The 26090-nt window shown below is 52.5% G+C and carries 25 protein-coding genes; 10 read left to right on the forward strand and 15 right to left on the reverse strand.

The window, feature by feature from the left end:
• Positions 1 to 94 precede the first annotated feature (94 nt).
• From TY09_RS07675 to TY09_RS07690, 4 genes are read right to left on the reverse strand one after another with little or no spacing between them, the layout of a single operon-like run.
• Complete coding sequence (locus TY09_RS07675) at positions 95 to 2560, reverse strand: ATP-dependent Clp protease ATP-binding subunit (RefSeq protein WP_042432747.1); 2466 nt, start codon at positions 2558 to 2560, stop codon at positions 95 to 97.
• A 17-nt stretch (positions 2561 to 2577) separates the two neighbouring features.
• Positions 2578 to 3597, reverse strand: a complete 1020-nt coding sequence (locus TY09_RS07680) for a protein arginine kinase (RefSeq protein WP_042432750.1) — start codon at positions 3595 to 3597, stop codon at positions 2578 to 2580.
• Complete coding sequence (locus TY09_RS07685) at positions 3594 to 4121, reverse strand: UvrB/UvrC motif-containing protein (protein ID WP_009063130.1); 528 nt, start codon at positions 4119 to 4121, stop codon at positions 3594 to 3596. The genes TY09_RS07680 and TY09_RS07685 overlap by 4 nt, the downstream gene beginning before the upstream one ends.
• A 19-nt stretch (positions 4122 to 4140) precedes the next feature.
• Complete coding sequence (locus TY09_RS07690) at positions 4141 to 4590, reverse strand: CtsR family transcriptional regulator (RefSeq protein ID WP_042432752.1); 450 nt, start codon at positions 4588 to 4590, stop codon at positions 4141 to 4143.
• Positions 4591 to 4936: 346 nt separating this feature from the next.
• On the opposite strand from TY09_RS07690, the gene TY09_RS18590 reads away from it, so the two are divergent.
• On the forward strand, positions 4937 to 5086 hold the full coding sequence (locus tag TY09_RS18590; protein WP_187119592.1) for a hypothetical protein: 150 nt from the start codon (positions 4937 to 4939) through the stop codon (positions 5084 to 5086).
• Between the two features lie 245 nt (positions 5087 to 5331).
• On the opposite strand, the gene TY09_RS07705 is transcribed toward TY09_RS18590, so the two are convergent.
• The 5 genes from TY09_RS07705 to TY09_RS07725 all read right to left on the reverse strand — a co-directional run bounded on the left by TY09_RS07705 (position 5332) and on the right by TY09_RS07725 (position 10200).
• A complete protein-coding gene (locus TY09_RS07705) occupies positions 5332 to 5595 on the reverse strand; it encodes a TIGR03905 family TSCPD domain-containing protein (RefSeq protein WP_042432798.1) in 264 nt (87 codons plus the stop codon).
• Between the two features lie 101 nt (positions 5596 to 5696).
• Positions 5697 to 6542 (reverse strand): PHP domain-containing protein, encoded by an 846-nt coding sequence (locus TY09_RS07710; protein ID WP_009062958.1) that lies wholly within the window; start codon positions 6540 to 6542, stop codon positions 5697 to 5699.
• Positions 6543 to 6912: 370 nt separating this feature from the next.
• Positions 6913 to 7716, reverse strand: coding sequence for an ABC transporter permease subunit (locus TY09_RS07715; protein WP_009062966.1), 804 nt, complete (start codon positions 7714 to 7716; stop codon positions 6913 to 6915).
• Positions 7713 to 8621 (reverse strand): ABC transporter ATP-binding protein, encoded by a 909-nt coding sequence (locus TY09_RS07720; RefSeq protein ID WP_042432758.1) that lies wholly within the window; start codon positions 8619 to 8621, stop codon positions 7713 to 7715. Before TY09_RS07720 ends, TY09_RS07715 begins: the two co-directional genes overlap by 4 nt.
• Before the next feature lie 130 nt (positions 8622 to 8751).
• Positions 8752 to 10200, reverse strand: coding sequence for a 4Fe-4S dicluster domain-containing protein (locus TY09_RS07725; RefSeq protein WP_042432760.1), 1449 nt, complete (start codon positions 10198 to 10200; stop codon positions 8752 to 8754).
• A gap of 997 nt (positions 10201 to 11197) precedes the next feature.
• Between TY09_RS07725 and speD the strand changes: the two genes are divergently transcribed.
• The 6 genes from speD (at position 11198) to nspC (ending at position 17639) form a co-directional block, all read left to right on the forward strand.
• Entirely contained in the window at positions 11198 to 11986 is a 789-nt protein-coding gene (speD, locus tag TY09_RS07730) for an adenosylmethionine decarboxylase (protein ID WP_009062947.1), read from the forward strand.
• 43 nt (positions 11987 to 12029) lie between these two features.
• Complete coding sequence (locus tag TY09_RS07735; RefSeq protein ID WP_042432763.1) at positions 12030 to 13460, forward strand: aminotransferase class I/II-fold pyridoxal phosphate-dependent enzyme; 1431 nt, start codon at positions 12030 to 12032, stop codon at positions 13458 to 13460.
• Positions 13461 to 13463: 3 nt separating this feature from the next.
• On the forward strand, positions 13464 to 14324 hold the full coding sequence (gene speE, locus TY09_RS07740) for a polyamine aminopropyltransferase (protein ID WP_042432766.1): 861 nt from the start codon (positions 13464 to 13466) through the stop codon (positions 14322 to 14324).
• On the forward strand, positions 14305 to 15192 hold the full coding sequence (gene speB / locus TY09_RS07745; protein ID WP_187119593.1) for an agmatinase: 888 nt from the start codon (positions 14305 to 14307) through the stop codon (positions 15190 to 15192). The genes speE and speB overlap by 20 nt, the downstream gene beginning before the upstream one ends.
• A 108-nt stretch (positions 15193 to 15300) precedes the next feature.
• A complete protein-coding gene (locus TY09_RS07750) occupies positions 15301 to 16500 on the forward strand; it encodes a saccharopine dehydrogenase family protein (RefSeq protein ID WP_042432768.1) in 1200 nt (399 codons plus the stop codon).
• The gene (nspC, locus tag TY09_RS07755; RefSeq protein ID WP_187119594.1) at positions 16500 to 17639 is read left to right on the forward strand and encodes a carboxynorspermidine decarboxylase; all 1140 of its coding nucleotides are present in this window, start codon (positions 16500 to 16502) and stop codon (positions 17637 to 17639) included. Before TY09_RS07750 ends, nspC begins: the two co-directional genes overlap by 1 nt.
• A 93-nt stretch (positions 17640 to 17732) precedes the next feature.
• Here the strand turns inward: nspC and TY09_RS07760 are convergent, their stop codons facing one another.
• Complete coding sequence (locus tag TY09_RS07760; protein ID WP_042432772.1) at positions 17733 to 18155, reverse strand: 2-thiouracil desulfurase family protein; 423 nt, start codon at positions 18153 to 18155, stop codon at positions 17733 to 17735.
• A gap of 336 nt (positions 18156 to 18491) precedes the next feature.
• On the opposite strand from TY09_RS07760, the gene TY09_RS17890 reads away from it, so the two are divergent.
• Entirely contained in the window at positions 18492 to 18707 is a 216-nt protein-coding gene (locus TY09_RS17890; RefSeq protein ID WP_074432618.1) for a DUF2798 domain-containing protein, read from the forward strand.
• A gap of 253 nt (positions 18708 to 18960) precedes the next feature.
• On the opposite strand, the gene TY09_RS07765 is transcribed toward TY09_RS17890, so the two are convergent.
• The 3 genes from TY09_RS07765 to gltS form a co-directional block, all read right to left on the reverse strand.
• A complete protein-coding gene (locus TY09_RS07765) occupies positions 18961 to 19269 on the reverse strand; it encodes a hypothetical protein (RefSeq protein ID WP_042432775.1) in 309 nt (102 codons plus the stop codon).
• A 189-nt stretch (positions 19270 to 19458) separates the two neighbouring features.
• Positions 19459 to 20457 (reverse strand): aminopeptidase, encoded by a 999-nt coding sequence (locus TY09_RS07770; RefSeq protein ID WP_042432778.1) that lies wholly within the window; start codon positions 20455 to 20457, stop codon positions 19459 to 19461.
• A gap of 73 nt (positions 20458 to 20530) precedes the next feature.
• Positions 20531 to 21751, reverse strand: a complete 1221-nt coding sequence (gltS, locus tag TY09_RS07775; RefSeq protein WP_042432782.1) for a sodium/glutamate symporter — start codon at positions 21749 to 21751, stop codon at positions 20531 to 20533.
• A 511-nt stretch (positions 21752 to 22262) separates the two neighbouring features.
• On the opposite strand from gltS, the gene TY09_RS07785 reads away from it, so the two are divergent.
• Positions 22263 to 23099 (forward strand): MurR/RpiR family transcriptional regulator, encoded by an 837-nt coding sequence (locus tag TY09_RS07785; protein ID WP_009063169.1) that lies wholly within the window; start codon positions 22263 to 22265, stop codon positions 23097 to 23099.
• 149 nt (positions 23100 to 23248) lie between these two features.
• On the opposite strand, the gene TY09_RS07790 is transcribed toward TY09_RS07785, so the two are convergent.
• Complete coding sequence (locus TY09_RS07790; protein WP_042432788.1) at positions 23249 to 23809, reverse strand: hypothetical protein; 561 nt, start codon at positions 23807 to 23809, stop codon at positions 23249 to 23251.
• Between the two features lie 483 nt (positions 23810 to 24292).
• Complete coding sequence (locus TY09_RS18825) at positions 24293 to 24550, reverse strand: glycogen/starch/alpha-glucan phosphorylase (RefSeq protein WP_081759624.1); 258 nt, start codon at positions 24548 to 24550, stop codon at positions 24293 to 24295.
• Positions 24551 to 24732: 182 nt separating this feature from the next.
• On the opposite strand from TY09_RS18825, the gene TY09_RS07795 reads away from it, so the two are divergent.
• Positions 24733 to 25539 (forward strand): 5-deoxy-glucuronate isomerase, encoded by an 807-nt coding sequence (locus TY09_RS07795; RefSeq protein WP_009063053.1) that lies wholly within the window; start codon positions 24733 to 24735, stop codon positions 25537 to 25539.
• Positions 25540 to 26090: the final 551 nt, after the last annotated feature.

A 26090-nucleotide genomic window follows, 5' to 3' on the forward strand; every position in this document is an offset into this window, starting at 1 on the left:
GCTGCCGCTAAATCCGGGCGGCTATTGGCTGCGGATTCCATTGACAACACCCACTTTCACTTCTATGAATGCCTCTATTATATCCGCAGTCCAGTTATTTCTCAAGAGGGGATTCTACAAAAATAAATTCACCGTTTTCGAAATCGCATACAACCCGGTTCCCTGCGTGCACTTTTCCTTCCAGCATCAGCTCCGAGAGACGATCCTCAAGCTTTGTCTGAATCGCGCGGCGCAGCGGACGAGCCCCGTAGATCGGGTCAAAGCCCTCTTTGGCGATTTCCGCCACGGCGGCCTCGGCAAACTCTGCGGAGATACCGATTTCACTCAGGCGCTTCTGCAAGGTCTTGAGCATACGCCCTGCGATTTCGCGGATATTCTCATCGGTAAGCTTATGGAACACAATAATGTCGTCCACACGGTTCAGAAATTCGGGGCGGAACGTGCTTTTCAGCTCGCCGAGCACCAGTTCCTTGACCTTTTCGCTGTCCAGCTTCTGGTTCTCCTCCGACGCAAAGCCAAGGCTGCCCTTTTTCTCGGTGATCAGGCGCGCGCCGACGTTCGAGGTCATGATGATCACGGTATTCTTGAAATCGACCTTCCGTCCCTGCGCGTCGGTCAGACGGCCATCCTCCAGAATCTGCAGCAGGATGTTAAACACATCCGGATGCGCCTTTTCGATTTCGTCGAACAACACCACCGAATACGGCTTGCGGCGCACGGCCTCAGTCAGCTGACCGCCCTCATCGTAGCCCACATATCCGGGAGGCGAGCCAACCAGACGGGACACGGTGTGCTTCTCCATATATTCGGACATATCCAGACGGATCATCGCGTTTTCGTCGCCGAACATCGCTTCGGCCAAGGCCTTGGTCAGCTCGGTTTTACCAACGCCGGTCGGCCCGAGAAAGATGAACGAGCCTACGGGGCGTTTCGGGTCTTTCAGTCCGACGCGGCCGCGGCGAATGGCTCTAGACACAGCGCTGACGGCCTCTTCCTGCCCGACCAGACGCTGATGCAGGGTTTCTTCCAGATGCAGCAGGCGCTCGCTTTCCTCTTCGGTCAGCTGAACCACGGGGATTCCTGTCCACACAGACACCACGTTTGCGATATCCTCGGGAGTGACCTCTCCGCCCTCATGCGAGCGCTTCTCGGTCCACAGGTTCTTCTGCCTTTCCAGCTCTTCTTTGGCCTTTTTCTCTTCGTCGCGCACCTTGGCGGCCCGCTCGAATTCCTGCGCGTTGATGGCGGCGGCTTTCTCCTGCTCCAGCTCCTTGATGCTCTTTTCCAGCTCCTGCAAATCGGTAGGAGCGGTAAAGGCACGCAGACGCACACGAGAGGATGCTTCATCCATCAGGTCAATGGCCTTATCCGGCAGGAAGCGATCCGCGATATAGCGGGAAGAAAGCTTCACGGCAGCGTCGATCGCCTCATCGGTAATCTTGACCTTATGATGCGCCTCGTACCGGTCGCGCAGACCCTTCAGAATCTCGATCGCTTCCTCTTCGCTCGGCTCGCCGACCATGACGGGCTGGAACCGGCGCTCGAGAGCAGCGTCCTTTTCGATATATTTGCGGTATTCGTTGATGGTGGTCGCACCGATCACCTGAAAATCACCGCGGGCCAGCGCAGGCTTTAAAATGTTCGCGGCGTCTGTGGAGCCCTCCGCGGAGCCGGCACCGATGATGGTATGCAGTTCATCGATGAACAGAATAATGTTCCCCGCGCTGCGCACCTCGTCCATTGCGGCCTTGATTCTCTCTTCGAAATCGCCGCGGTACTTGGTACCGGCAACCATACCGGTGAGGTCCAATGTAATCACGCGCTTGTTTTTCAGAAGCTCCGGCACCTGGCCTTCCGCAATCTTCAGGGCAAGACCTTCCGCGACGGCTGTTTTGCCGACGCCGGGCTCGCCGATCAGGCAGGGATTGTTCTTGGTGCGGCGGGACAGAATCTGAATCACGCGCTCAATTTCCGTCTGGCGGCCGATCACCGGATCGATGCCGCCCTTTGCAGCCAGCGCGGTGAGGTCACGCCCGAACTGATCGAGCGTTTTGGTAGCGCTTTTACCGCCCTTGCCGGACGAAGTCGATGGCATACCGGGAGCGGGAGCGGAATCCTCCCCGCTGCTCAGAGCGGAGCTGATTTCATTCAGAATGTCGCCGGACTTCGCGCCAAGCGACTGGAGGAAACGCACGCCGTAGCTGTCGCCCTCCGACAAAATCGCGATGAGCAGATGCTCGGTTCCCACGTAGTTATGGCCAAGCCGTGCGGCCTCCATGACGGCGATCTGAAGAATCCGCTTGCTGCGGGGCGTAAAGTCATCCGCGGAAAGGCTGGTTTTTGTGCCGGTTCCGATCTTTTCGGACATCAGCTGTTCCAGCTGTGCGGCTGTCACCTGCAGCTTATTCAGCACTGTGGCGGCCACGCCCGTACCCTCTTTCAGCAGGCCCAGCACAATATGCTCGCTGCCGATATAGGTATGCCCCAGATTTTCCGCCGATTCAATGGCAAGGTTCAGCGCAGTGTTTGCTTTTTCTGTAAATCCGTTAAAACGATACATAGATCGTCCCCCCTTTTTTATGTTACATTCAGCCGCTGAGATACAGTGCTTGCGCGAAGCGCATCCCGCTCGGCTGTGGTCATTTTCTTTGTCAGCATCATGGTAGCAGGCTGTACCTGCACGATCAAACTGTTGATGGTGTCGTACGAAATTCCGGTGAGAAGCTCCGTGGCGACTCCCATTCTCACGTAAGAGATCAGCCGCATGAATTCGTCGCTGCTGAGAACACGGGCGCTTTTCAGGATCCCGATGGAACGGAAGATCTGGTCCTGCGTTTCCACCGTTTTCACCAGCTCGGCCCGGGCTGCGCGCTCCTGCGCGATCAGCTGGCCCGCAATGCTTTTCAGGTTCGCGATCGCGGACTGCTCGCTCAGGCCCAGCGTCACCTGATTGGAGAGCTGATAGATCGCCCCCACCGGCTCGCTGCCCTCGCCGTAAATGCCGCGGATCACAAGCCCCAGCTTTGACAGGCTGGACGCTACCCGGCGCATCGCGCCGCTTTCCTGAAGCGCGGGCAGATGCAGCATCAAAGACGCCCGCATGCCGGTGCCCAGATTGGTGGGGCACTGGGTCAGGTAACCCAAATCCTCGTCGAACGCGAAATGCAGGCTTTCGTTCAGCAGAGCGTCCACACGGTCCACCATTTCGTAGGCGCCCTCCAGATCAAGGCCCTCACACATCACCTGAATCCGCAGGTGATCCTCTTCGTTGATCATGACCGAGACGGTTTCATCCTGCGTCAGCAGAAGACCGCGGCCGTTCGGCGCCGAGATAAACTCCGGGCTGACCAGATGGCGTTCCACCAGGGAGACCGCCTCGTTCTGGCTGATGTCATCGAGACTGATAAACCGAAATTGATTGGAAATGGAGCTGTTGCCGCGCATCACGGCATCGCGCACCGCCTGCTCCACCTTTTCCCGCTGCTCGGCGGTCATCTTCACCGGGAACGGATAATCGCTCAGGTTGCGGGCCAGCCGCACGCGGGTACTGATGACCACGTCGGCCTCCTGCCCGCTTTTTTCATACCATTTCTTCATGCTTTGCCGCCCCCCTCCAGCGCTTTGATCTCGTCGCGCAGCACCGCCGCACGCTCAAAATCCTGGCTTTCGACCGCCTCGCGCAGCTCTTTCCTTTTGCGGCTGAGCTCCGTATCCTCCTGCGGGGCCACGCTCAGCTTTGCCTCGGGCTTTACCCGCAGGGCCCGGCTGCTCGGGCGCTTGCCAAAGTGCTTGGTGTTGCCGTGTATCCTCTGGATCGACGGCATCATGCGGTCGCGGAAGGTATTGTAGCATTCGGCACACCCAACCTTGCCGCTCTGGGCGATCTCCCCAAAAGAAGAGCCGCACCCCGGGCACCGGACGGTATCTGTCATTTCGGGAACAGGGTTCCCGAAAAAACTGCCAAGCAGGCTGTTAAAATCCAGCGCAAAGGGGTACAAAAAATTGCCGTACCCCGCTTTCTGCGCGCATTCGCCGCACAGAGCGTATTCGGTCAATTCGCCGTTCACAATGATTTTTACATACGTAGTCGCCGGGTTTTTCCCGCACATCTGACATTTCATGACAATCCCTCCTAAAAGCTCAAATCTGTGTCATCAGCATATGCTTAAAAATCGCGGCGCGAAGCACATCCCGGTTTTCTTTCGGTACATTCTGATAACATCGGTCGTTCAGGGCCGCTGCCATAATGTTTGCCGCTTTTTCCGAAATAATATCGCGCTGAAGCAAATTTGAGAGCATAATGCGCGCCGTCGCGCTGTCGAGCGAATCCCCGACGCAGTTGACCGTGTGCATGATCGCGCTGCTTGCGTCCATCTGAATCTGTGTGATGCGGATATACCCGCCGCCGCCGCGCCGGCTTTCTACCAGGTAACCCTGTTCGGGCGTAAAGCGAGAGGTAATCACATAGCTGATCTGACTGGGAACGCACCCCAGTGATTCGGCCAGCTCGTTTCTTTGAATTTCTGCTCTTCCGTTTTCTTCTTCCAATAGTGCCAATATATAATTGGCAACATGATCACTGATTTTCATAATCACCCTTCCAGTCGAAGTTTGATTTTGACTTTCTTTGACTTTATAAATCTTATTATAAAGAGCGGCCGCTCGATAGTCAAAGTCAGTTAAAGTCAATTTCCACTTATTTTGCCAAACAGTAGCAATTTAACTCGCTCAGCATATTATTTTCTAACGATTATAAATTGTTTCTTGCGTTTTTGCTGCCCCGCCCTCTTCTATTGTATTCATTTGGGCGGATTTCAAGCGCCGAAAAAAACATTTGCGGAGAAATTCCCGCTGGAAATGACGCAGCAAAATTATTGTAACACCATTTCTCCGCATGCAATATACTATAGTGTAAACCGAAAGGAGGAATACAATAATGTGTAACAATAATAATGGCTTTGGTGGCTGCTGGTGGATCATCATTTTAATCCTCATTCTGTTTTGCTGCGGTGGCTGGGGCAATAGCGGATGCGGCGGATGCGGCGATTGTGGCTGCAACAATAATTGCGGCGGCTGCGGCTGCTAATTCTACAATCAGCAAACTACCGTCTAACCCGCACACGAAAAGGGAGCTGTGGAAACCCCACAGCTCCCTTTTCGCAAGCAAGCTTTTGGCTTTGTTTATCAAATCAAGAGTCTCGTCTGTTTCGGCTAAAATTGCGTCCGGCAGCGTCAACCATGCCAGGAATACGGCAAGTATTCCTGTGCTGCTTCTCTGCCGGGCATCATTTCATCCCGAAAATCCGCCGATTCTTCTTTGATAAACAAGGCCTAGTTTTTTGTTTCGTTTTTGGATTGGTATAACAGCAGCGCCTGCGCGAGCTGATCGGGACACGACGTATTTCTGCGCCCGCAGCGGATTCCCCGCAGCCGCCCGATCACATCGTCGATCTTCATCCCCTGCACCAGAACGCCGATTCCCTGGCTGTTGCCGCTGCAGCCGCCGACAAACTGCACCTGCTGGACGGTATCTCCGTCCACATCGAGAACGATTTTTGAAGAACATACACCGCTGGGACGAAATTCATACTGCATTGCTTTGCCCCCTTTTCTGTTTTTCAGAATGCTCAAACCGGTGATTTCTTCCCTCTGCTTTCGGCAGGGAAGAAATCATCATTTTTTAGGTCAGCTGCCAATCAGCCGCCGGATTTGATCTTGCGGCTTTTCTTTTTGAGCGCCTCGAGCTGCTCGTCGGGAGCGGTAAAAGCCCCCAGCGCGCAGGAATGTGAGGTGTACATTCCGTGAAAGTCGGAGCCGCCGGTCATGAGCAGGCCCCGCAGGCGCGCCAGCGCGATGTACTGGGGGACATCCTCTTCCTTGTGAAGAGGGTGCCATACCTCAATCCCATCGATCTCTCCCCGATCGGCCAGCTCCAGCATCAGATCGTGGCCGTCATACTGGCCGGGATGCGCCATCACCGCAACGCCGCCTGCCTCGTGAATCTGCCGGATGACATCGTGCACATCGGGATATTCGATCGCGCAGTAAGCAAGGCCGCCGCGCGGGCTGAACAGCTTATGAAACACCGAACCGAACATTTCGGTGGTATAGCCCGCATCGATCAGCGCGTGCATGATATGCTGCTTGTAAATATTCGTACAGCCCTGCGCACGGCGCAGGATCATTTCTGCCGGAATCGGATACAGCCGCATGACCTTCTGCATCATAATATTGGCGGCCCGTTTGCGCGATTCACCGATGCGCTTGCACAGACCCTCCAGCCGGTCGGGGCTTTCACAGTCATACCCCAGAATATGTACTTTCCTGCCCCGTGCGTTATCGTAAGCAGAGATTTCGATTCCGGGAATGACCTCTACCCCCTGGCGATCCCCAAAAATCTTCGCGCGGGTCGCGCCCGCGAAGGTATCGTGATCGGTTACCGCAATCGTACCGATCCCTTTTATTTTCGCCAGCATCACCAATTCATCAATAGAAACCGCGCCGTCCGACATTCTTGTATGACAATGCAAATCCGCTGCCATATCATAATCCCCCCATCAATCCTTCATATTTAGTATATCAAATCGAAAAATAAAATGTAAGCTATTTCTTCGTGTATCATCAACGGATCGAAGCGGGCTTCCCTGAAAATGGCGGTTTCTTCCCTGCCGAGAGCGGGGAAGAAACCGCAGTCATTTTAAAGTTACATTGTTTCTAATCCGTTATCATCAGATGAGGACACAGGAAAAAGGGAACAAGCCAAAGCTTTTACAAGCCCGGCTTGTCCCTGCGCAATCATACAGTAATTTTACTTTCAAAAAAGCCATTGGATGCTCCCTCGCCTTTGGCAAGGGAAAATTACTATTTTCACAGAAAATTATTTTTAAATAAATTGGCTATGCAGACAGAGCTCTATTTTTTCAGAAGCAACTCTGAATTGAATTTTCTCGCGGACAAAAACAGCAGAAGCACATCTGCCAGAATCAGCACAAGGCCGGCCAGCAGAGTCCAGAACGCATCGAGGTAAATCAGCCCCGTAAACTGGCCGATCAGCACCAGCACCAGCGGCAGCACGATATAACCCGAAAGCTGCATGGATTCCAGATAGCTTTTCGACCGGCCGGAAAGCAGCACCATGAAAATGACGCCGAACACCGTTGCGGCGGGCGAGAGCACAAACACAAGCGCCAGCCAGTTCCAGTTGAGGAAGAACGGCATGTTCAGAATCAAGTTGCCAGCCCCGACCACAATGGAAAACGTGACAAAGGAAATGGTCGAAATCAGAAAGGACAGCGCCGCGCACCCCGCCACCTTTGCCTTGAACAGGCTGCGGGCCGAAAGCGGAGTCAGCAGCAGCGTCTCCATCGTTCCCCGTTCCTTCTCCCCCACAAAGCTGGCCGCAGCCGACGTGGTGGAGGACATCAGCGGGATCATCAGGAAGAACATGGGACAAACCAAGTTCACCATCAAATAGAACATGGACTGCTTCAGATCAAAATCGTCCAAAAGCTCCGGCGGCATCAGCTTCATCATGTTGTCCACCCCGTTGAGCTGATCGGACGGAGCATACAGCACCAGAAACAGGTACAGCGCCGGCAGAAGCACCACCATGCAGATCGGCACGCCAATCAGCGTGCCGCGCACACTGCGAATATGCCAGACCTCGTTAAAATCCTTCTTAAAGACAGCGAGCTCCGGCTCAGACAGCAGCTTCATTTTGCCACCTCCTGACCCTGCAGGCAGGAAAAATAGACGTCTTCGAGTGTGGGGCGGATCAGCCGCGCCTCATATACGGGAATGTCCTGCGCGACCAGATCACGCAGAATCGCGGGCATTTCGGCCTCGGACGCGATTTCCGTTTCCCAGTACTCCCCGTTTTTGACAAAGCCGTGCAGGGTCTGCTCCGGCTCTGTGCGGATGCCCGCTTTGATATGGCACCCGGCGCCTTCGCACAGGGCGGCAAAATCCCCCTGCAGAATCATCTGGCCGCGGTACAGAATCCCGTAGGTGGTGCACAGATCCTGCGCATAGCGCAGCTGATGCGTACACAAAAAGACGGTAACGCCGCTCTTTTTCGCCAGGGTGGAGATCATTTCATTCACCGCCTGGGCCGATTCGGGGTCAAGGCCGCTGGTGGGCTCGTCCAGAAACAGAACCTGCGGCTCATGCATCAGCGCGCGGGCCAAAGACAGGCGCTGCATCATTCCGGTGGAATACTGGCCCGCCTTCTGATCCCGGGCCTCCCAAAGCTCCAGCTCGCGCAGCAGCAGCTCGGCTCTCTCTTTGGCCTGGGCCCGGACGAGCCCGGCCGTCTGGCCGAAAAACTCCAGATTCTGCTGACCGGTCATATTGCCGTATAGATGGGCGGTTTCCGTCATGACCCCGCACAGGGCGTGAACCCGCTCCGGCTCGTTCTGCGGAGAAAGACCCATCACGGAGCATTCGCCGGCTGTGGGACGCAGAAGCCCGGTCAAAAGCTTGACGGTCGTCGTTTTGCCCGCGCCGTTTGGGCCCAGAAAACCGCACACGCCCCCCTGCGGCACCCGAAGAGTCAGCTCCGAGAGTGCGGCGGTCTTCCCGTCATACGATTTTCCCAGGCCCTGCGCAGCTATGGCGTTCATTGGGTCATCCGCCTCCTTTTCGATACGATCAGTAATGCCGCATGATAAAGCTGCCGGTTTCTTCCCCCGCCTGCGGCGGGGGAAGAAACCGCTATATTGGTATCAGACTGTTTGAAAGTACATGAATCTATTATGCTCTCTGCTCCATGTGAATGTGCGTCAGATCGTGAATTTGCTCCAAATTTTCTTTAATGCCGCGTTTGTCGGCAGCGGCCAGCAGCTTCTGACGGTTCTTCATCAGCTTCTGCACCGGCTCTACGCCGCCGGGCCCGGCAACACAGCCGCCCTCGCAGGCCATGCCTTCGATCAGATCCTCCTGCATGCGGCCGGCGTTCATCACCATCAGCTGCTTTTTGCATTCCTTGGCGCCGCTGCATTTTACGCAGGAAACCGGCTGGTCAAAGCCGTCCTCGGCCAGAGCAGCCTCTACCGCCGCGGTAACACCGCCGCTGACGGCAAAGTTCTTGCCCTTGATGCTGCCGTCCTGCACGTTCTCCACCTCAAGAGTTTCTACCTCGATCTCTTTGGCACTGAACATGGCGGCCAGCTCTTCAAAGGTCATCACATAATCAGCGGTATTCTCCGCCTTCTGAATTTCGAGCTTCTTCGCAACACAGGGGCCAAAAAAGACAACCTTTATGTCCGGCTCATTTTCCTTTAAGTACCGCACGGTCAGCGTCATGGGAGACGCCGTATGAGAAATGTTGGGCTCGAGCTTTGGGAAATGCTTTTCGATCATATCCACAAACGCCGGGCAGCAGGAGGTGGTCATCTTCTTGCCCTCCGCAACCACTTCCTTGAGCTCCTGCGCTTCGTGGTAGGCGGTGGCGTCCGCACCCAGAGAAACCTCTACCGCATCGGCAAAGCCAAGCCGGCGCAGGCCCTCTTTGAGCTGACCGACATTCGCGGTTCCGAAATGGCCCTCAATGGCGGGGGCAAACACGGCGTATACCTTTTTGCCGGACTGAATCTCCTGAATCACGCTGACCAGACTGGAACGATCCGTAATCGCGCCGAACGGGCAACCCGCCATGCACGCGCCGCAGCTGATGCAGCGGCTGTAATCGATCGCTGCCAGACGGTATTCGTCCATGGTGATGGCGTTGACCGGGCAGGACCGCAGACAGGGGCGCATGGTGTCTGAAATTGCGTTGTACGGGCAGGCAGCGGCACAGCGGCCGCACTCCTTACATTTTGCCGGGTCGATATACGCGCCGCGTCCGGTAACGCTGACCGCCCCAAAGGGACAGGCCGCCACGCATTTCTTCGCCAGACATTTCTGACAGTTATCCGTTACATTAAAGCGGTTGATCGGACACCCCTCGCACGCGGCCGGAAGCACACCCATTACGGCCTTGTCCTCCTGGCGGGGGAGATCTTCGCCGCAGGCCGCCGAAACGCGTTCACGGATGATTTCGCGCTCACGGTAAATGCAGCAGCGAAATGCGGGCTGCGGGCCGGGGATGATTTCATAGGGAATATCCCCCAGATGCTCTGACAACTGATTGTCATAACTCAGGCGTGCCACCGAAGACAGCACTCTATACTTGAGCTGCTTTGCGTCATTGTCATACTTCATGCTAAAATCCACCCTACTTTTATCATTGTATTTTTATTGCGTACAATTAAAAGCATAAGAAACGTTCCGCAGCTTTCACAAAGGGTTGCGGAAACAGTTTCATGTTATCTTTGTGATTATTATAACATTTCAACTGTATAATAACAAGAGAGAAATAAAAATGATCTGCAAAAAAACAGAAAAAAAACCGAAATGATATATCCTGTGAACCGCACAGGATTCTTTGGTTTTTTCTGTGATTCCATGTGGGTTTTCTGAAATACCGGGTAGCCTTTCTTTCAATTTTCATACATTTTTATTCAAAATAATTCATAAATATCAATTTTCACCAGACCGCTTGCGTAATACATATGTACTCCAACAGAGGACAGTAGTCCCTGCTCCGGCGAATTTGCTGAACTTGCTAAAATGCAAAAGAGGCCATGGGAAAAAGTTCCTGATTTTTCGATGAATTATTCTTCATATAACGCAAAGTTTAAAAAAATAAAATAAAATTTTTCTTGCATTTTGCGATTGTTTATAGTACAATGCATCTCGAAAGAAAAGTAGGATCAAAGCCTATTTTGAGCGAAGGTGAGCCTTTACCCTCGCGGCAACAACTTTTTTTGACCATTTCTTTCGCACCTTGCGGGAGAAATCAAACGCCATACGGACAGCTGGGTCAAAATGCCGGTTGGCAACTTTCGTTGCCTTATTGATTGAGCCGTTGCTCAAATTTTATAAGTTGGTTACTTAAAACCGTGTGCTTTTCGCACATTACGCTTGTGAAACAATCAATAAGAGTAGTAAAAGTAAGTTATTGCTATATAGACTCTGATTCTCTGTACTTTTGAATAAATAACAGCGGACTGACGCGCCTTTGCGCATGGCCCGCTCGAAATAAAACAAAATCGACAGAATTGTGACTCAAGTGATAAAGTGCGACACCCGCCGCGCTCACTTTGGGTCTTTTTTTATTTTCTCCCCACAAAAAATACGCCGGAAATCAGGTGACGGTATGGAAAACAAACTGAAATTATATGGCTTTAACAATCTGACCAAATCCCTCAGCTTTAACATCTATGACGTCTGCTACGCCAAAAGCGAACGGGAACAGCGGGATTACATCGCTTATATTGACGAACAATATAATTCCGAACGGCTGACCGGGATTCTGGAACGCGTGACTGAAATGATCGGCGCGCATGTACTGAACATCTCAACACAGGATTACGACCCGCAGGGCGCGAGCGTCACCTTCCTGATCGCGGAGGAATCGATGCTGGCGGGACGCAGGGCCGGCACGCGCGCGGAGCTTTCCGGCGAAACGATGGTGGCACATCTCGACAAAAGCCACGTGACGGTGCACACCTACCCCGAATACCACCCGGACACCTTCCTCGCAACGTTCCGGGTCGATATTGACGTTGCCACCTGCGGCGAGATCACGCCTTTGAGCACACTAGACTACCTGATCGGCAGTTTTGACTCCGACATCATCACCATGGATTACCGCGTGCGCGGCTTTACCCGCGACGTGACCGGCAAAAAGCTGTTCATGGATCATAAGATGACATCGATTCAGGATTTTATCGACGACAAGACCCTGCGCAAATACGACGCGATCGACCTGAACGTATACCAATCGAACCTGTTCCATACCAAGATGCTGATCAAAGACATCAATCTGCAGAACTATCTGTTCAATACCGACGTTTATGAGCTGCCGCCCCAGGCACGGCTGAAGATCACAGACAGCCTGCGGCGCGAGATGATTGAAATTTTCACCGGCAGCAACGTGTACTGAACGGAAAGGAGGCCCTTTGTTGAGCAAACTAGACCAAACCCGTATGCCCATCCGGCAGGCGCTGCTGGATTTTGAGGCGGAACGGGTGGTTCCTTTTGATGTGCCCGGGCATAAGCACGGGCGCGGAAACCCCGAACTGACCCAGTTTTTGGGCGAGCGCTGCATGCAGCTTGACGTCAACTCCATGAAGCCGCTGGACAATCTGTGCCATCCGGTTTCCGTCATTCGCGAGGCGGAGGAGCTGGCCGCGGACGCATTCGGAGCGGCGCACGCTTTTTTTATGGTGAACGGCACCACCTCTGCCGTGCAGGCGATGGTGCTTTCTGCCTGCAAGCACGGGGATGAAATCATCCTGCCGCGCAACGTGCACCGCAGCGTGATCAACGCGCTGATCCTGTGCGGTGCGACGCCCGTCTATGTCAATCCCGAAACCGACCACCGGCTCGGTATTTCGCTTGGGATGCGCCTTTCCGCGGTGGAGCAGGCGATCCGCGAGCACCCGAAGGCGCGGGCGGTTCTCGTGAACAACCCCACCTATTACGGCATCTGCTCGAACCTGAAAGCCATCACCGAACTGGCGCACCAGCACGGCATGCTGGTGCTGGCGGACGAGGCGCACGGCACACACCTGTATTTTGGCGAAGACCTGCCCCTGTGCGCCATGAAGGCCGGGGCGGACATGGCTTCGGTAAGCATGCACAAATCCGGCGGCTCGCTGACCCAAAGCTCGTTTCTGCTGGTAAACGGCGGCATCAGCGCGGGGTATGTGCGGCAGATCATCAACCTGACCCAGACGACCAGCGGCTCTTATCTGCTGCTGTCGAGTCTCGATATTTCCCGGAAAAAGCTTGCCACTGAGGGCAAAGAGATTTTTCGCCGGGTGGTGGAAATGGCCGAGTACGCGCGCGGCGAGATCAACCAGATCGGCGATTACTATGCCTATTCCCGCGAGCTGATCAACGGCGACACCGTGTACGACTTCGACACCACAAAGCTTTCCGTCAACACGCTGGAGCTGGGTCTGGCCGGAATCGAGGTCTACGACATTCTGCGCGATGAATACGATATTCAGGTAGAATTCGGTGACCTTGGCAATATATTGGCGTATCTGTCCGTCGGCGACCGCCACCGCGATCTGGAGCGGCTTGTCGGCGCGCTCGCGGAGATCCGCCGCAACTACAAGCGCGACAAAACGGGCATGCTGCGCATGGAGTACATCTCCCCCATCGTTGCGGTTGCGCCGCAAAAGGCTTTTTACGCCGAAAAGGAGGCTTTGCCCCTTGCGCAGAGCCCCGGGCGCATCTGCAGTGAATTTGTCATGTGCTATCCGCCGGGAATCCCGATCCTTGCCCCGGGCGAGCTGATTACCGGCGAAATACTGGAATATATTGAGTACGCCAAGGAAAAGGGCTGCTTTTTGACCGGCCCGGAGGATTTGAATCTGGAACGGCTCAACGTAATCAAGGAGGAATAAGCGGTGGATTTATGGTTTACTGAAAAACACGCGCCCGGCGTTAAGCTTTCCATCCGGGTGGACCGGCAGCTGTACAGCGGACAGAGCGAGTTTCAGCGCATCGATGTGTTTGAATCTGAAGAATTCGGCCGCTTTTTAACGCTCGACGGCTACATGATGCTGACAGAGCACGATGAGTTTATTTATCATGAAATGATCGTCCATGTCCCCATGGCGGTGCACCCCAAGGTGCGGCGCGTGCTGGTGATCGGCGGCGGCGACGGCGGCGCGGTGCGCGAGCTGATCCGCTACCCCGAGATCGAGCGGATCGACTTAGTTGAGATCGACGAACAGGTAGTCACGGTCTGCCGTGAGCACCTGCCGTTTACGGCCTGCGGCTTTGACGACCCGAGAGTGAAGCTCTATTTTCAGGACGGGCTGAAATTTGTGCGCCGTCAGAGCGAGGAATACGACCTGATTCTGGTCGATTCCACCGACCCGTTCGGCCCCGGCGAGGGCCTGTTTACCCGGGAATTTTACGGCAACTGCTACAAGGCGCTCAAAGAGGACGGCATCATGGTCAACCAGCACGAAAGCCCGTTCTACGCGGTGGACGCGCTGGCCATGCAGCGGGCACACAAGCGAATCGTGAAATCCTTCCCCATCAGCCGCGTGTATCAGGCGCATATTCCCACGTACCCCTCCGGCCACTGGCTGTTCGGGTTTGCGTCGAAGGAATATCACCCGCTGAAAGATATGGACACCAAGCGCTGGAAGGAACGCGGCATTCCGACCCGCTATTATAACACCAAGCTGCACAGGGGCGCGTTCGCCCTGCCAAACTATGTGGAGGAGCTCCTGAAAAATGTCGAACACATTGACTAAAAACATTGAAACCTTTCTGGGCTGCGACAGCGAATACGAATCCGCAAGGGCCGTGCTGTTCGGCGCGCCGTTTGATTCCACCACGTCGTTCCGCCCCGGCACACGCTTTGCAAGCCGCGCCATGCGGGGCGACTCGTTCGGACTGGAAACGTACAGCCCCTATCAGGACAAGGATTTAACGGATATTTCCGTATTTGACGGCGGCGATCTGGAGCTTTGCTTCGGCGACACCCAAAAAGCCCTTGCGCAGATCGAAGAATTCGCCGCGGGCATATTGGAGGACGGCAAGCTTCCCGTGATGATCGGCGGCGAGCATCTGGTGACGCTGGGCGCGGTTCGGGCCGCGGTGAAGAAGCATCCCGATCTGCACATTCTGCATTTTGACGCGCACGCCGACCTGCGAGAGGAATATTTGGGCGCGGCCCTCTCCCACGCGACGGTGCTGCACCGCTGCTGGGATTTGGTGGGCGACGGCAAAATCTTTCAGTTCGGCATCCGTTCCGGCGACCGGAGCGAGTTTTTGTGGGGACGGCAGCATGTATCCACCCACAAATTCAACTTTGAGGGGCTGGAAAAAACCATTACATCCCTTGAGGGCAAACCGGTCTACGTCACGATCGATCTGGACGTTCTCGACCCGTCGGTGTTTCCCGGCACGGGGACGCCGGAGCCGGGCGGCGTCAGCTTTTTGCAGCTGCTGCACGCGGTGCTGGCGCTGAAAGGGCTGCATGTCGTGGGCTGCGACGTAAACGAGCTTTCCCCCGTTTACGACCAGAGCGGCGTTTCTACCGCGGTCGCCTGCAAAATCCTGCGGGAGCTGCTTTTAACGCTTGTCCCCGCTTCTGATGAAAAAAAAGAGATCAAATAAATCGTTCGTAACGATTCGTCTGAGTCTATTTGAGAAACGATACAGGCCGCCGGGAACTGAATCGGGCGGCAAATCCCCGTAAGGGAACAATACAGGAGGTATCATATTATGGGAAAAGCACTGATCATCGGCTGCGGCGGCGTTGCGAGCGTTGCCATTCACAAATGCTGCCAAAACAGCGACGTTTTTGAGGAAATCTGCATCGCGAGCCGTACCAAAAGCAAATGCGACGCGCTCAAGGAAAAACTCTCCGGCGGGAAAACCATCATTCACACCGCGCAGGTCAACGCCGACAACGTGGACGAGCTGATTGCGCTGATCGAACAATTCAAGCCCGATGTGGTACTGAATCTGGCCCTGCCGTATCAGGATCTGACCATCATGGACGCGTGCCTTGCGACCAAAACCAATTATGTGGATACCGCAAACTACGAGCCGATCGACACCGCGAAATTTGAATACAAATGGCAGTGGGATTACAAGGAGCGCTTCGAGAAGGCGGGCATTACCGCGCTGCTCGGCAGCGGCTTTGACCCCGGCGTGACCGGTGTATTCTCTGCCTACGCGCAGAAGCACCAGTTCGACGAGATCAACTACATCGATATTCTCGACGCGAACGCAGGCGACCACGGCTACCCCTTTGCCACCAACTTCAACCCCGAAATCAACATCCGCGAAGTGAGCGCCAAGGGCAGCTACTGGGAAAACGGCGAATGGGTCGAGACCGAGCCGATGGAGATCAAGCGCGTATACAACTTCCCCGAAATCGGCGAGAAGGATATGTACCTGCTGCACCACGAGGAGCTGGAATCCCTTGCGCTCAACATCAAGGGCATCCGCCGCATCCGCTTCTTCATGACGTTCGGCCAGAGCTACCTGACCCACCTGAAATGCCTTGAGAATGTGGGCATGACCTCGATTGTACCGATCGAATTCGAGGGCAAGCAGATCGTGCCGCTGCAGTTTTTAAAAGCCGTTCTGCCAGACCCGGCCTCTCTTGGCCCGCGCACCAAGGGCAAGACGAACATCGGCTGCATTTTCCAGGGCAAGAAGGACGGCAAGGAGAAGACCTATTACCTTTATAATGTATGCGACCATCAGGAATGCTACCGCGAGGTAGGCTCGCAGGCCATTTCGTACACCACGGGCGTTCCCGCCATGATCGGCGCGGCTCTGCTGATGACCGGCGTGTGGAACAAGCCCGGCGTACACAACATTGAAGAGTTCGATCCCGATCCCTTCATGGACGCGCTGAACAAATGGGGCCTGCCGTGGCAGGAGAGCTTTGCCCCCGAGCTGGTTGACTGATGATGGAACGAACGGCGCTTTATTTACAGGCCCCTTCCCCCTGTTTTGTGGTGGATGAAGCCCTGCTGATTCAAAATCTGGAACTGCTGGCAATGGTGCAGGAGCGCACCGGCTGCAGGATTCTGCTGGCGCAGAAGGCCTTTTCCATGTTTTCGCTGTACCCGCTGATCGGGAAATATCTGAGCGGCGCGACGGCCAGCGGATTGTATGAAGCGCGGCTCGGCTATGAGGAAATGGGCAAGGAAAACCACGTGTTCTCCCCCGCGTACCGCGACGAAGAATTTGACGAGATCACCCGCATCTGCGGCCACATTGTATTCAACTCGTTTTCTCAGTGGCAGAAGTTTGGGGGCCGCGCGCTGGCCGCCGGGTGTGAATGCGGCATCCGCATCAACCCGGAATGCTCCACGCAGGATCACGCGATCTACGACCCTTGCTCCCCCGGCTCTCGTCTGGGGGTAACGGCCGCGAATTTTCACCCGGAGCTGCTGGACGGCATTTCGGGCCTGCATTTTCACACGCTGTGCGAGCAGGACGCCGACGCGCTGGAGCGGACACTGGATGCCGTGGAAGAAAAATTCGGGGCCTATCTGCCCCGGATGAAATGGCTGAATTTCGGCGGCGGGCACCACATTACCCGCCCGGGCTACGATGTGGAGAAGCTGGTTTCCCTCATCGACCGCACGCAGCAGCGCTACGGCGTGCAGGTGTATCTGGAGCCGGGCGAGGCCGTCGCGCTGAACGCGGGCTTTCTCGTGTGCACCGTGCTGGAGATCGTGGAAAACGGCATTGCCAACGCGATCCTCGATACCTCTGCCGCGTGCCACATGCCGGATGTGCTCGAAATGCCCTACCGCCCGCCCCTGCTGGGCGCGGGACTTCCGGAGGAAAAGCCGTACTGCTACCGTCTGGGCGGGCCGACCTGCCTTGCGGGCGACATCATCGGGGATTACTCCTTTGACCATCCGCTTGCCCCCGGCGACCGGCTGATTTTCGGCGACATGGCCCATTATTCGATGGTGAAAACCAACACGTTCAACGGGATGGCTCTGCCGTCGATCGCGATTCTTGACCAAAGCGGCAAGCTGCGGGTGCAGAAAACCTTTGGGTATGAGGATTTTAAAGGGCGGCTGTCGTAAGCCGTAAAAGCCCCTGCGTAAGGAACCATACCGCGAAAAACGGACAATGATAAAACACCTCCTGTCGCAGAAGAACTGCGGCAGGAGGTGTTTTTATTCTGAAAATTCGTCGGCGTCCATTACTTTTATGCCCATATCGAGCAGGGCCTTGGCAAACAGGCCCTGACCGGGAATCAATTTACCGGAAAAGCTGCCGTCATAAATCTGCCGAACGCCGCAGGTGGGGCTTCTTGGCTGCAAAATAGCCAGATCGACCGGCACATCCATGATTTTTTCAAGCGCCAGACGAACCCCCTCCCGAAACTTTTGATCCACATCATTTCCCAGGCAATCCACGACTCTTCCGTTTTGGATTTCCGCGGGATTGCGCGGAGCGCCCAAACCGGCCAGTATTTCGGGACAGACAGGGATAATCTCTTTATCCGCTAAAAACGCGGCGACGTGTGGGTTATTATTATTGCCGCCGTTGTATTTACAGTTCTCGCCGAGCAGGCACGCGCTGACCAGTACCGTCACGGAAAGGCCCCCTTTTCTTTCGCGGGGTTCCAAAGCAATGGCTTTCAGAATCCTGCGTTTTCATTTTACTTTTGTCCTATCATAACACGCATTGCGGCAGATTTCTATCGCCGGACGCTATTCCTCCAGCAAAAATGACGTCAACATTGTCATTCAGTTAAGGCAGTGCAAACATATCATATTTTTCTTGACTTTTTTCGCCGTGCATTGATATACTTGATACAGTAAAGAAAAAAAATTCGTTTCGGTTGGTATTCCGAGCAGTTCATTGCGTTTCCCTTACAATGAACCTTTTGCATCTCCATTCTTTACAAATTCGAATGGAGGTTTGTATTTATGAGTAAGAAAAGAAGAATTTTCACCGCGGTAAGTATGGCATTATGTATGTCGATATGTATGTCTTTTGTGATGGTGTCGGTAAATATAGGATGGGTTCCACACTTTTTTCAGGCATGGTTAAAGGGATGGAGCGTCGGTTTTTGTGTCTCGTTACCTTTGTCTTTTATTGTTCCTCCTACCATTCAAAAAATTGCCAATAAATTAGCGTTATAGTGAATTGATCCTTAAAATCAAAAGCAGGTGATTGCAAAACGAGTATGATTCGTTTTGCAATCACCTGCTTTCTTTTTGATCTGTATTTTATTTTCAACAACACCTTTGATTGTGTTATGAGCGGGCTAATTGCAGCGTTTAAAGGATCGCTTCACGCGGAACAATTCTTTTCTTTGGAAAGTAACGGGTGCTTTTCATCGTGGATTTTGTTTTAAGGAAATGACATTGGCGAAGTCACCACTCCCTTTCTTCATCACTCATTGAGGTTTGATTCAGCAATCTTTTTCCTTTGCTGAAACAGAAATAATTCCAGCAGAGCAGACAGCGGCAGGTTATCCGTAATCAGTTTGAAGCGCCGCTCTTTTCCATCCCGGCAAACCTGTATGGCCTGCAAGGCGGCAAGCTTCCGTTTCCTGCAGGGCTGAAGCCGAAGCAGGTACTCGCAGTCATCCACCGGTATCGTCACCTCATAGCTTGCGTCAAACGCACCTGATTTCCCCTTCCGATTTAAGTAACTGCATACCTGCTCATACTGCTCTTGATGAACACTGCGAACAATCATTTTTCTCATTCCTTTCCATGATTGATTCCCTGCTTTTTAAGAGTATTTAGAAATGATTCTTCCCTCACTCTCTTCATTCCCTCCATTATACCGCATCATGGGCAGATAGTGTTATGCTCAATATGGGACATAAAGAAGAGCGGCCGTGAACTTCATTCACGGCCGCTCTTCTTATGATTTATTCATGTTTTACTCTTCGCCCAGGCAAATCAGCCTGCCGTCTTTTTCGATCAGGACATCATCAAAATACACAGTGGGGTTATACAGCACCATGTCGATGTGAACCGTAGAACGCGGCGGCTGGCCGTAATAGAAGCCGTTGCCCATGGCAAAATGCAGGGTTCCCCTGGCCTTTTTCTCTTCCTCAAAATCGCCGTTGAACATGCAGGCCGGATTCAGACCGAGACCAATTTCAGCGATATTGTCGCTGTCTTTGATCTCTTTGATCTGGCGGCGGATTTCTTTGCAGATCTTGGGATCGCCGCCGACTACCTCAACGATCCGTCCCTTTTCCACGCGCAGCTCTACGGGAATGGTGGGGCAGCCGTAATAGCAGATCGGCCCGTCTACCACAATGGTGCCCTCCGTCGTGCCGATGACCGGGCCGAGGGAGACCTCTCCGTCCGACCATGCCATGGCGTCGCCGGGGTTTCTGGCGATGCCGCACTCAATGATCGGTTCCATCTGGTTCATTTCCATCGTGATGTTCGTGCCGGCGGGAGTCGTCACCCGTGCGAACTTATGTCCTCTCCAAATTTCCTGGAGCCGAAGCCCGTCGGCATAAACCTTCTCATAGTCCGCGAGCGCGCCGCCGCGGGTAAAGTTATCGATATTCCGCAGGCAGATGGAAACCTCTCTCAAACGCTTTTCGTTGATCAGCTCTTTCAGGCGGTTGTTGTAAATCGCCGCACCCGACGCCGTTGTCATGCCGACAAACACATCGCAGGCCTCCATCGCTTTCTCCAGCGTTTTGGGGAAAATCGTCGCCTTATCTTTTCCGCGGATCGGCATCATGCTGATGTTGTATTCCGCGCCGCATTTCAGAGCCGCCGCCGCGATCGCGTTTGCCATGCGCATATCCGTCTGCGGGTCTATGGCGATCAGCACCTCTTCCCCCGGTTTGACCGCCATCAGATTCGACAGTAAATAGTCCGCGCGCTCTACACACTCAATGATTCTGTTGTCCATCCTAAAAAACCTCTCTTTCAATGATTTTGATAGAAAGCTTATGGCTTATAGAAGCCGCAAGCGTGGCATTTTGCTATAAGACTCCCTGCAGGATCAGATTCATATGCGTCATGATCAAAACCGCCATGGCAAAATCCATCAGGAAGCCGCCGACAATCGGCACGGTGAAAAAGGCCTTTGGCGAAGGTCTGTCAAAGTGGGAAACCACCGCGCTCATACTGGCCATCGCGTTCGGCGTCGCCCCCATGGCGTACCCGTAAAATCCGGCGCTCATCACGGCTGCATCGTAATCGCGCCCGACCGCGCGGTAAACGATGAAATAGGCGTACAGCGCGAGCAGAATCACCTGGCCGATCAATATGATAATCAGCGGTATTGCGACTTCGACAAGCTTCCAGATTTCCAGGGACATGATCGTCATCGCAAGGAACACATTCAGGAACAGACTGCCGAATACCTCGATTTCTTTGGTATAAATGCGGATGCCGAGCTTTTCGCTGCTGTTGAGGATGATCGCCGCGGCAAAAATCGCGCCGACATATGCCGGGAACACCATGCCGGTCATTTCGATTGCCTTTGAAATCAGCGTTCCAAAGCCCATGGCGATTACGATCTGGAAAAATCCCATATGTAGATGCTCTGTCGGAACGGATTTCACTTCTTCTTCCACAGCAAGCGCCGAATAATCTACCTGGGGCTTCGAGGAATCGCTTTCCTGCCGGGTCATCAGGCGGTGCTTTTCGATCAGCCGCTTCGCGATCGGCCCGCTGACCAAGCCGCCCATGACCAAACCGAAGGTTGCGGAGGTGATGGCGACTGTCAGTCCCCCCGCTGCCCCGTTCTGCTCCATGATCGGGGCAAACGCGGCGGACGAGCCGACGCCGCCCATCAGCGAGATGGAACCCGCGCACATGCCCAAAAGCGGATTCAGCCCAAAGGCGCGTGCGATGGTAATCCCCCACAAATTCTGGATCACCAGCATAACGGAAGAAATCACGAACAAAATCGCAATCGCGATACCGCCCGCTTTAATGATGCGCAGACTGGCGCTGAAGCCGATCGTACAGAAGAACGCAATCATAAAGAAATCTTTTAACGCCATATCAAAGGTGAAAGAATAGGCTCCTGACTGAACGCCGATCAGATGAAAAATGGAAAAGATCAAACCTCCTACCACAGGGGCGGGAATACAGTATTTTTCCAGAAAGGGAACCCTTTTGACGATCGCGTTTCCCATCAGGAATACCAATACCCCCAGAAATACGCTTTGAATTAAATTCAGGGATACAACCATGTTTTACCTCCTCTCAATAGACACCTGCGAATTCAACTTACTCAGGAATGTGCACACTCATTTGAAAGGGAACCATGGTAAACCGTACAAATTTGAAAGCGCTTTTCGATTTGTATAGGTTGAATATACTACTGAAATTTCGTTTTGTCAATATAAATTTCATAATTAAATAATTATGAAATTTATATTTCAAAGCTTGTCCATTGTTTTTTTTGGCAAACATGTTATAATAACCTCACGCCGCAAGCAAAAGCAGAGCTTTTGGCGGCTGAGAGAGCATCGAATCATCAGCTTGGTGATTACGAATGCTGAAAGAAAGTTTTTGCGTGCTTGTATGATGTGGATGATATAATAACCTCACGCCGCAAGCAAAAGCAAAGCTTTTGGCGGCTGAGAGAACATTGAATCATCAGCTTGGCGATTACGAAAGTCATAATAGAGTTTTTGTAACCCAGTTTGCTTATTTAAGATATGATTTCCAGTACAATATGTTTTGCAGAGGAGTCATCAAATGGATATTTATCAAAAGCTGGCTGCCGAACTGCCTCAAATGAGTAAAACGCAAACCAAAATTGCGGACTATATTCTGAACAACAGAAATTCCGTCTCTTTTTACAATGTGCGCAAGCTGGCGCAGCTGGCCGGAGTAAGCGAAGCTTCTGTGATTCGTTTTTCTGTGTTTCTTGGATTTAAGGGTTACCCGGAGCTGCGCGAAGCTTTGCAGGAGGCAACGCAGCAGCATCTTTCCGTCAAAGACCGCCTGATCATGTCGTACCACGCTTACCAGGACAACGAGATTCTGGATGTGATGAAGGACGACGTGAACAATATTCTTCAAACGCTTGAAAACACGGACATTGAAAAGGTGAAAAAAATCTGCGCAGAAATCATTTCTGCAAAGCACATTTTTATCATCAGCTGCCGCAGCGCCGCTTCACTGGGCACTTTTTTCTGGTATTACCTGAATATGATCCTCGACAACGTTACGCTGATCACCTCTTTGTCGGACGACATTGAACGGCTGGAATCCGTCACGTCGGAGGATTTGTTTATCGGGCTGAGCTTTGAGCGGTATTCGAAAGCGACGTACCAGATGATGAAATTCGCAAAAGAGAAGGGCTGCAAAACGATCTCGATTACAGATACACTTCTCTCCCCTTTGATTCCCTGGTCGGACGATTATCTGCTGAGCTGCACCAAAATGCCGACCTTCCTCGATTCCTTTGTAGCGCCGCTGAGCATTATCAACATGCTGATCACCTATATCGGCCGCGCCAAAAACACCGATCTGGAAAAGCGGCTTCAGGAATACGACAACATCTGGAACACGTTCGATATGTTTTTGTAAAAGCAGGATTGATACAAAAAGGCCCGTACCTGACAGCAGGTGCGGGCCTTCTTTCATAGAAAAATCTAATGGAACAATACTGTTTTTCGACGCTAAATGGGATACCTAGTGCGTCATATCCCTCAGGGGAGTGGATGTAACCGCTGCTGCTACATGCACATGGAATTCTCTTTTTGCTCACACTTCACAATCAATTCGTTTATCTTTGCTGCCCATTCGTTATTATTATTTACTACGAATTTTTCCCATTCGCCATCTGTCTTTTCTATTTTCAGACCGGTTGCGAAGTTAAGTACCTTGCAGGGGGTAACAGACTTTATTATGTTCATTGGAATCGACAGTTCATGATTTTGAATGTTGAATTGATGCGATTTGAAAAGTAAAACATCAGACGTTAAAAAAAGCCAGCCGCCAACGCTCTCTTTGTTCATAAAATGGTTTGCTCCGCTCTCAAAAACAATTCTATATTTCATTGCCATTTGGCTGCGTAAAGATTCAAATTTCTTTGTTTGTACCATAGAAAAAAAGTCCATGAACAGGCCGAATAGAACACCTGAAAGAAGTCCTGCGGCCAAACCCAATAGAATCCCTAACAAAAGCCCGTGTAATCCGTCTTTCTGACCTGCCGTTATTCCGAATAGTAAAGCAAAGAACAAGCCCATGATCCCCCCGAAAGATAGACCTGCTCTTATACTGACATTCCCCTTCATGAATAAAACTCCTTATTATCATCAATTAACCGTGGGGCCGGAGTCTTTGCGGTGATGCAAAACTGACCAAAGACGACCCAAGACGGCGCTGATTATGTAAATCGATTTACGTATATTTTATCAATACCGCTAAAGACTTGCAAGATATTTATGCTTTTATGAAAACATTGACAAATCCAAATGTAAAAGAACCAAGCCTGTGCAATCAGAAAATAGCGGCTGCTAATTTAGATCATCATCAACTGATAATGTGGCTGACGTATTTGAATACGCACAGAATCCTAATGTCTGATTTGGAAACTCCGTTGAGCATGTCAAGGTTTTGCCCTGCCTTTCACAATAAAAGACGGAGAATCGGCTTTACTTCGATTCTCCGTCTTTTATTGTCACATTCTGTTTGACGACTGCCCAATCGGAATGTTCCCCGAAACTTCTTGATTGGGTGTCAGCTAACCGGCACGCCCTCTTTGTTTCATTTCTGAATTATTTGGAAACCGGAATGCCCCAAATCTCCCGCGCGTACTCGCGCACCGTGCGGTCGCTGGAGAACTGCCCGGCGTGCGCGGTATTGGTCAGGCACTTGCGCGAGAACTGCTCCGCATTGCGGTAATCGCGGTTCGCGCGCAGCTTTGCGTCACAAAAGCAGTACCTCCATCCCCTGTCCCATCGAAATCCATGGAAGTCCTTTGACAAGGAGTTTATAGTTGAGGCCCGCATAAAACGATCAAATTTGAACAACATTAGCAACACCAGACCAACACAGTTACATATTTTTAAAAAAATAGATTATTTTATGAATAATTTCACCCGAATCGGGTTGACAAAGACATTGTATCGGACTATTATAAAAATAAGTTATCCAAAAGATAACCATAAAATACTCAATATAAAACAGGGCCCTTATTTTGTAAGGAGGATTTGCAATGTACGATTGTATTAGAAAAGGGGAAAAAGAAATGGCATATGGGTACACGCGCATTGCCGAAATGAATGGACCGCATGCCAGCATGCTCATGGACTTTGGCGTTCTAAGGTTAAAGAAGAATCAAAACTTTGAAGAAGAACAGCCCTTGGAATGCGCTTATATGCTTATTTATGGCGAAGTCACCATTCAATGGGAAGGCAAGCAGAAAACCATCCGCAGGAAAAACTGTTTTGATGAATCCCCCTGGGTACTGCATGTGCCTGCCGGAACAAAGGTTTCCATCACCGGCGAGGCCGAAGACAGCGAGGTTACCGTACATCGTACCAACAACGATACCGCTTTTGACGCCAATCTTTACGCTCCTGAAGATACGGCGGATGAATTTCGCGGTGCCGGTACCATGAAAGAAACCTGCACCCGTATCGTACGCACTGTATTTGATAAAAGCAATGCTCCCTGGTCCAATATGATTCTGGGCGAAGTCATTAATATTCCGGGCAAGTGGTCCAGCTATCCTCCCCATATTCATCCGCAGCCGGAAATCTATTATTATAAGTTTAATCCGGCCAACGGTTATGGCTTCAGCGAAGTGGGCGATGACGTCATTAAAGTCCATAATAACGATACAGTTTTCCTCGAAGCCAACTACACACATCCCCAGGTTGCAGGGCCGGGATATGCCCTGTGGTATATGTGGTGTATCCGCCATTTGGATGGTAATCCCTATATCGCACCTTATTTTCTGCCCGAGCATGCATACATTAAGGAGCCAGGCACTGAAATCTGGGAGCCGAAAAAGAAGTGATTCGGATCGAATGAATCCGGTTCGATGATTTCTCGGCTTGCCCTGCATTTCCTTTCCTGATTCACCGGAATGCCTCCAACTTTGGGCTTTTTCCATATCCCCATTATTTCGGCCTGCCAGTCAGCTTTCATTCTGATTTGCAAAGTTGAATCACCTGTCCAGCGGCAAAGCGAAGCCTCTCTGAAATCACTCCGATTTCAGAGAGGCTTCGCTTTGCAAATGTAATACAGATACAAAAAACGCGGGTTTTAGGGCACCCCGAATATGTGGAGAAAAAACAACCGAGCTATCCGGAGTTCCCGGTATGTCCTCATCAGTCTCCACCACGCGGACGGTTGGATCACCACCGGACGAATGGTAGGAACAATCGGCCCATTCCCCTGTCTTCGCCTGTATTCTATTTCAGAATCATTCTGCAGGTTTCGGCTATATTTTCTGCGGTCAACCCGTAAGCTTTGAACAAATCGGCAGGCTTGCCGGACTGACCGAATTTATCCTGGATACCGACGCGGGCAAATTTGGCCGCTGATCTGCCCGCAAGAACCTCCGCC

It is taken from the genome of Faecalispora jeddahensis, assembly GCF_000577335.1.
Lineage (GTDB): Bacteria > Bacillota > Clostridia > Oscillospirales > Acutalibacteraceae > Faecalispora > Faecalispora jeddahensis.

What these genes read in the sequence shown, in the direction of transcription:
- TY09_RS07790 (WP_042432788.1), bottom strand. Translation starts at nt 23,809, where the DNA reads ATGAAGGGGAATGTCAGTATAAGAGCAGGTCTATCTTTCGGGGGGATC.
- TY09_RS07680 (WP_042432750.1), bottom strand. Translation starts at nt 3,597, where the DNA reads ATGAAGAAATGGTATGAAAAAAGCGGGCAGGAGGCCGACGTGGTCATC.
- TY09_RS07765 (WP_042432775.1), bottom strand. Translation starts at nt 19,269, where the DNA reads ATGATTGTTCGCAGTGTTCATCAAGAGCAGTATGAGCAGGTATGCAGT.
- nspC (WP_187119594.1), top strand. Translation starts at nt 16,500, where the DNA reads ATGATGGAACGAACGGCGCTTTATTTACAGGCCCCTTCCCCCTGTTTT.
- TY09_RS07770 (WP_042432778.1), bottom strand. Translation starts at nt 20,457, where the DNA reads ATGGACAACAGAATCATTGAGTGTGTAGAGCGCGCGGACTATTTACTG.
- TY09_RS07795 (WP_009063053.1), top strand. Translation starts at nt 24,733, where the DNA reads ATGTACGATTGTATTAGAAAAGGGGAAAAAGAAATGGCATATGGGTAC.
- TY09_RS07785 (WP_009063169.1), top strand. Translation starts at nt 22,263, where the DNA reads ATGGATATTTATCAAAAGCTGGCTGCCGAACTGCCTCAAATGAGTAAA.
- TY09_RS07735 (WP_042432763.1), top strand. Translation starts at nt 12,030, where the DNA reads ATGCCCATCCGGCAGGCGCTGCTGGATTTTGAGGCGGAACGGGTGGTT.
- speD (WP_009062947.1), top strand. Translation starts at nt 11,198, where the DNA reads ATGGAAAACAAACTGAAATTATATGGCTTTAACAATCTGACCAAATCC.
- TY09_RS07715 (WP_009062966.1), bottom strand. Translation starts at nt 7,716, where the DNA reads ATGAAGCTGCTGTCTGAGCCGGAGCTCGCTGTCTTTAAGAAGGATTTT.
- TY09_RS07725 (WP_042432760.1), bottom strand. Translation starts at nt 10,200, where the DNA reads ATGAAGTATGACAATGACGCAAAGCAGCTCAAGTATAGAGTGCTGTCT.
- TY09_RS07675 (WP_042432747.1), bottom strand. Translation starts at nt 2,560, where the DNA reads ATGTATCGTTTTAACGGATTTACAGAAAAAGCAAACACTGCGCTGAAC.
- TY09_RS18590 (WP_187119592.1), top strand. Translation starts at nt 4,937, where the DNA reads ATGTGTAACAATAATAATGGCTTTGGTGGCTGCTGGTGGATCATCATT.
- TY09_RS07690 (WP_042432752.1), bottom strand. Translation starts at nt 4,590, where the DNA reads ATGAAAATCAGTGATCATGTTGCCAATTATATATTGGCACTATTGGAA.
- TY09_RS07710 (WP_009062958.1), bottom strand. Translation starts at nt 6,542, where the DNA reads ATGGCAGCGGATTTGCATTGTCATACAAGAATGTCGGACGGCGCGGTT.
- TY09_RS18825 (WP_081759624.1), bottom strand. Translation starts at nt 24,550, where the DNA reads ATGTTGTTCAAATTTGATCGTTTTATGCGGGCCTCAACTATAAACTCC.
- TY09_RS07720 (WP_042432758.1), bottom strand. Translation starts at nt 8,621, where the DNA reads ATGAACGCCATAGCTGCGCAGGGCCTGGGAAAATCGTATGACGGGAAG.
- gltS (WP_042432782.1), bottom strand. Translation starts at nt 21,751, where the DNA reads ATGGTTGTATCCCTGAATTTAATTCAAAGCGTATTTCTGGGGGTATTG.
- TY09_RS07705 (WP_042432798.1), bottom strand. Translation starts at nt 5,595, where the DNA reads ATGCAGTATGAATTTCGTCCCAGCGGTGTATGTTCTTCAAAAATCGTT.
- TY09_RS07750 (WP_042432768.1), top strand. Translation starts at nt 15,301, where the DNA reads ATGGGAAAAGCACTGATCATCGGCTGCGGCGGCGTTGCGAGCGTTGCC.
- TY09_RS07685 (WP_009063130.1), bottom strand. Translation starts at nt 4,121, where the DNA reads ATGAAATGTCAGATGTGCGGGAAAAACCCGGCGACTACGTATGTAAAA.
- TY09_RS17890 (WP_074432618.1), top strand. Translation starts at nt 18,492, where the DNA reads ATGAGTAAGAAAAGAAGAATTTTCACCGCGGTAAGTATGGCATTATGT.
- speB (WP_187119593.1), top strand. Translation starts at nt 14,305, where the DNA reads ATGTCGAACACATTGACTAAAAACATTGAAACCTTTCTGGGCTGCGAC.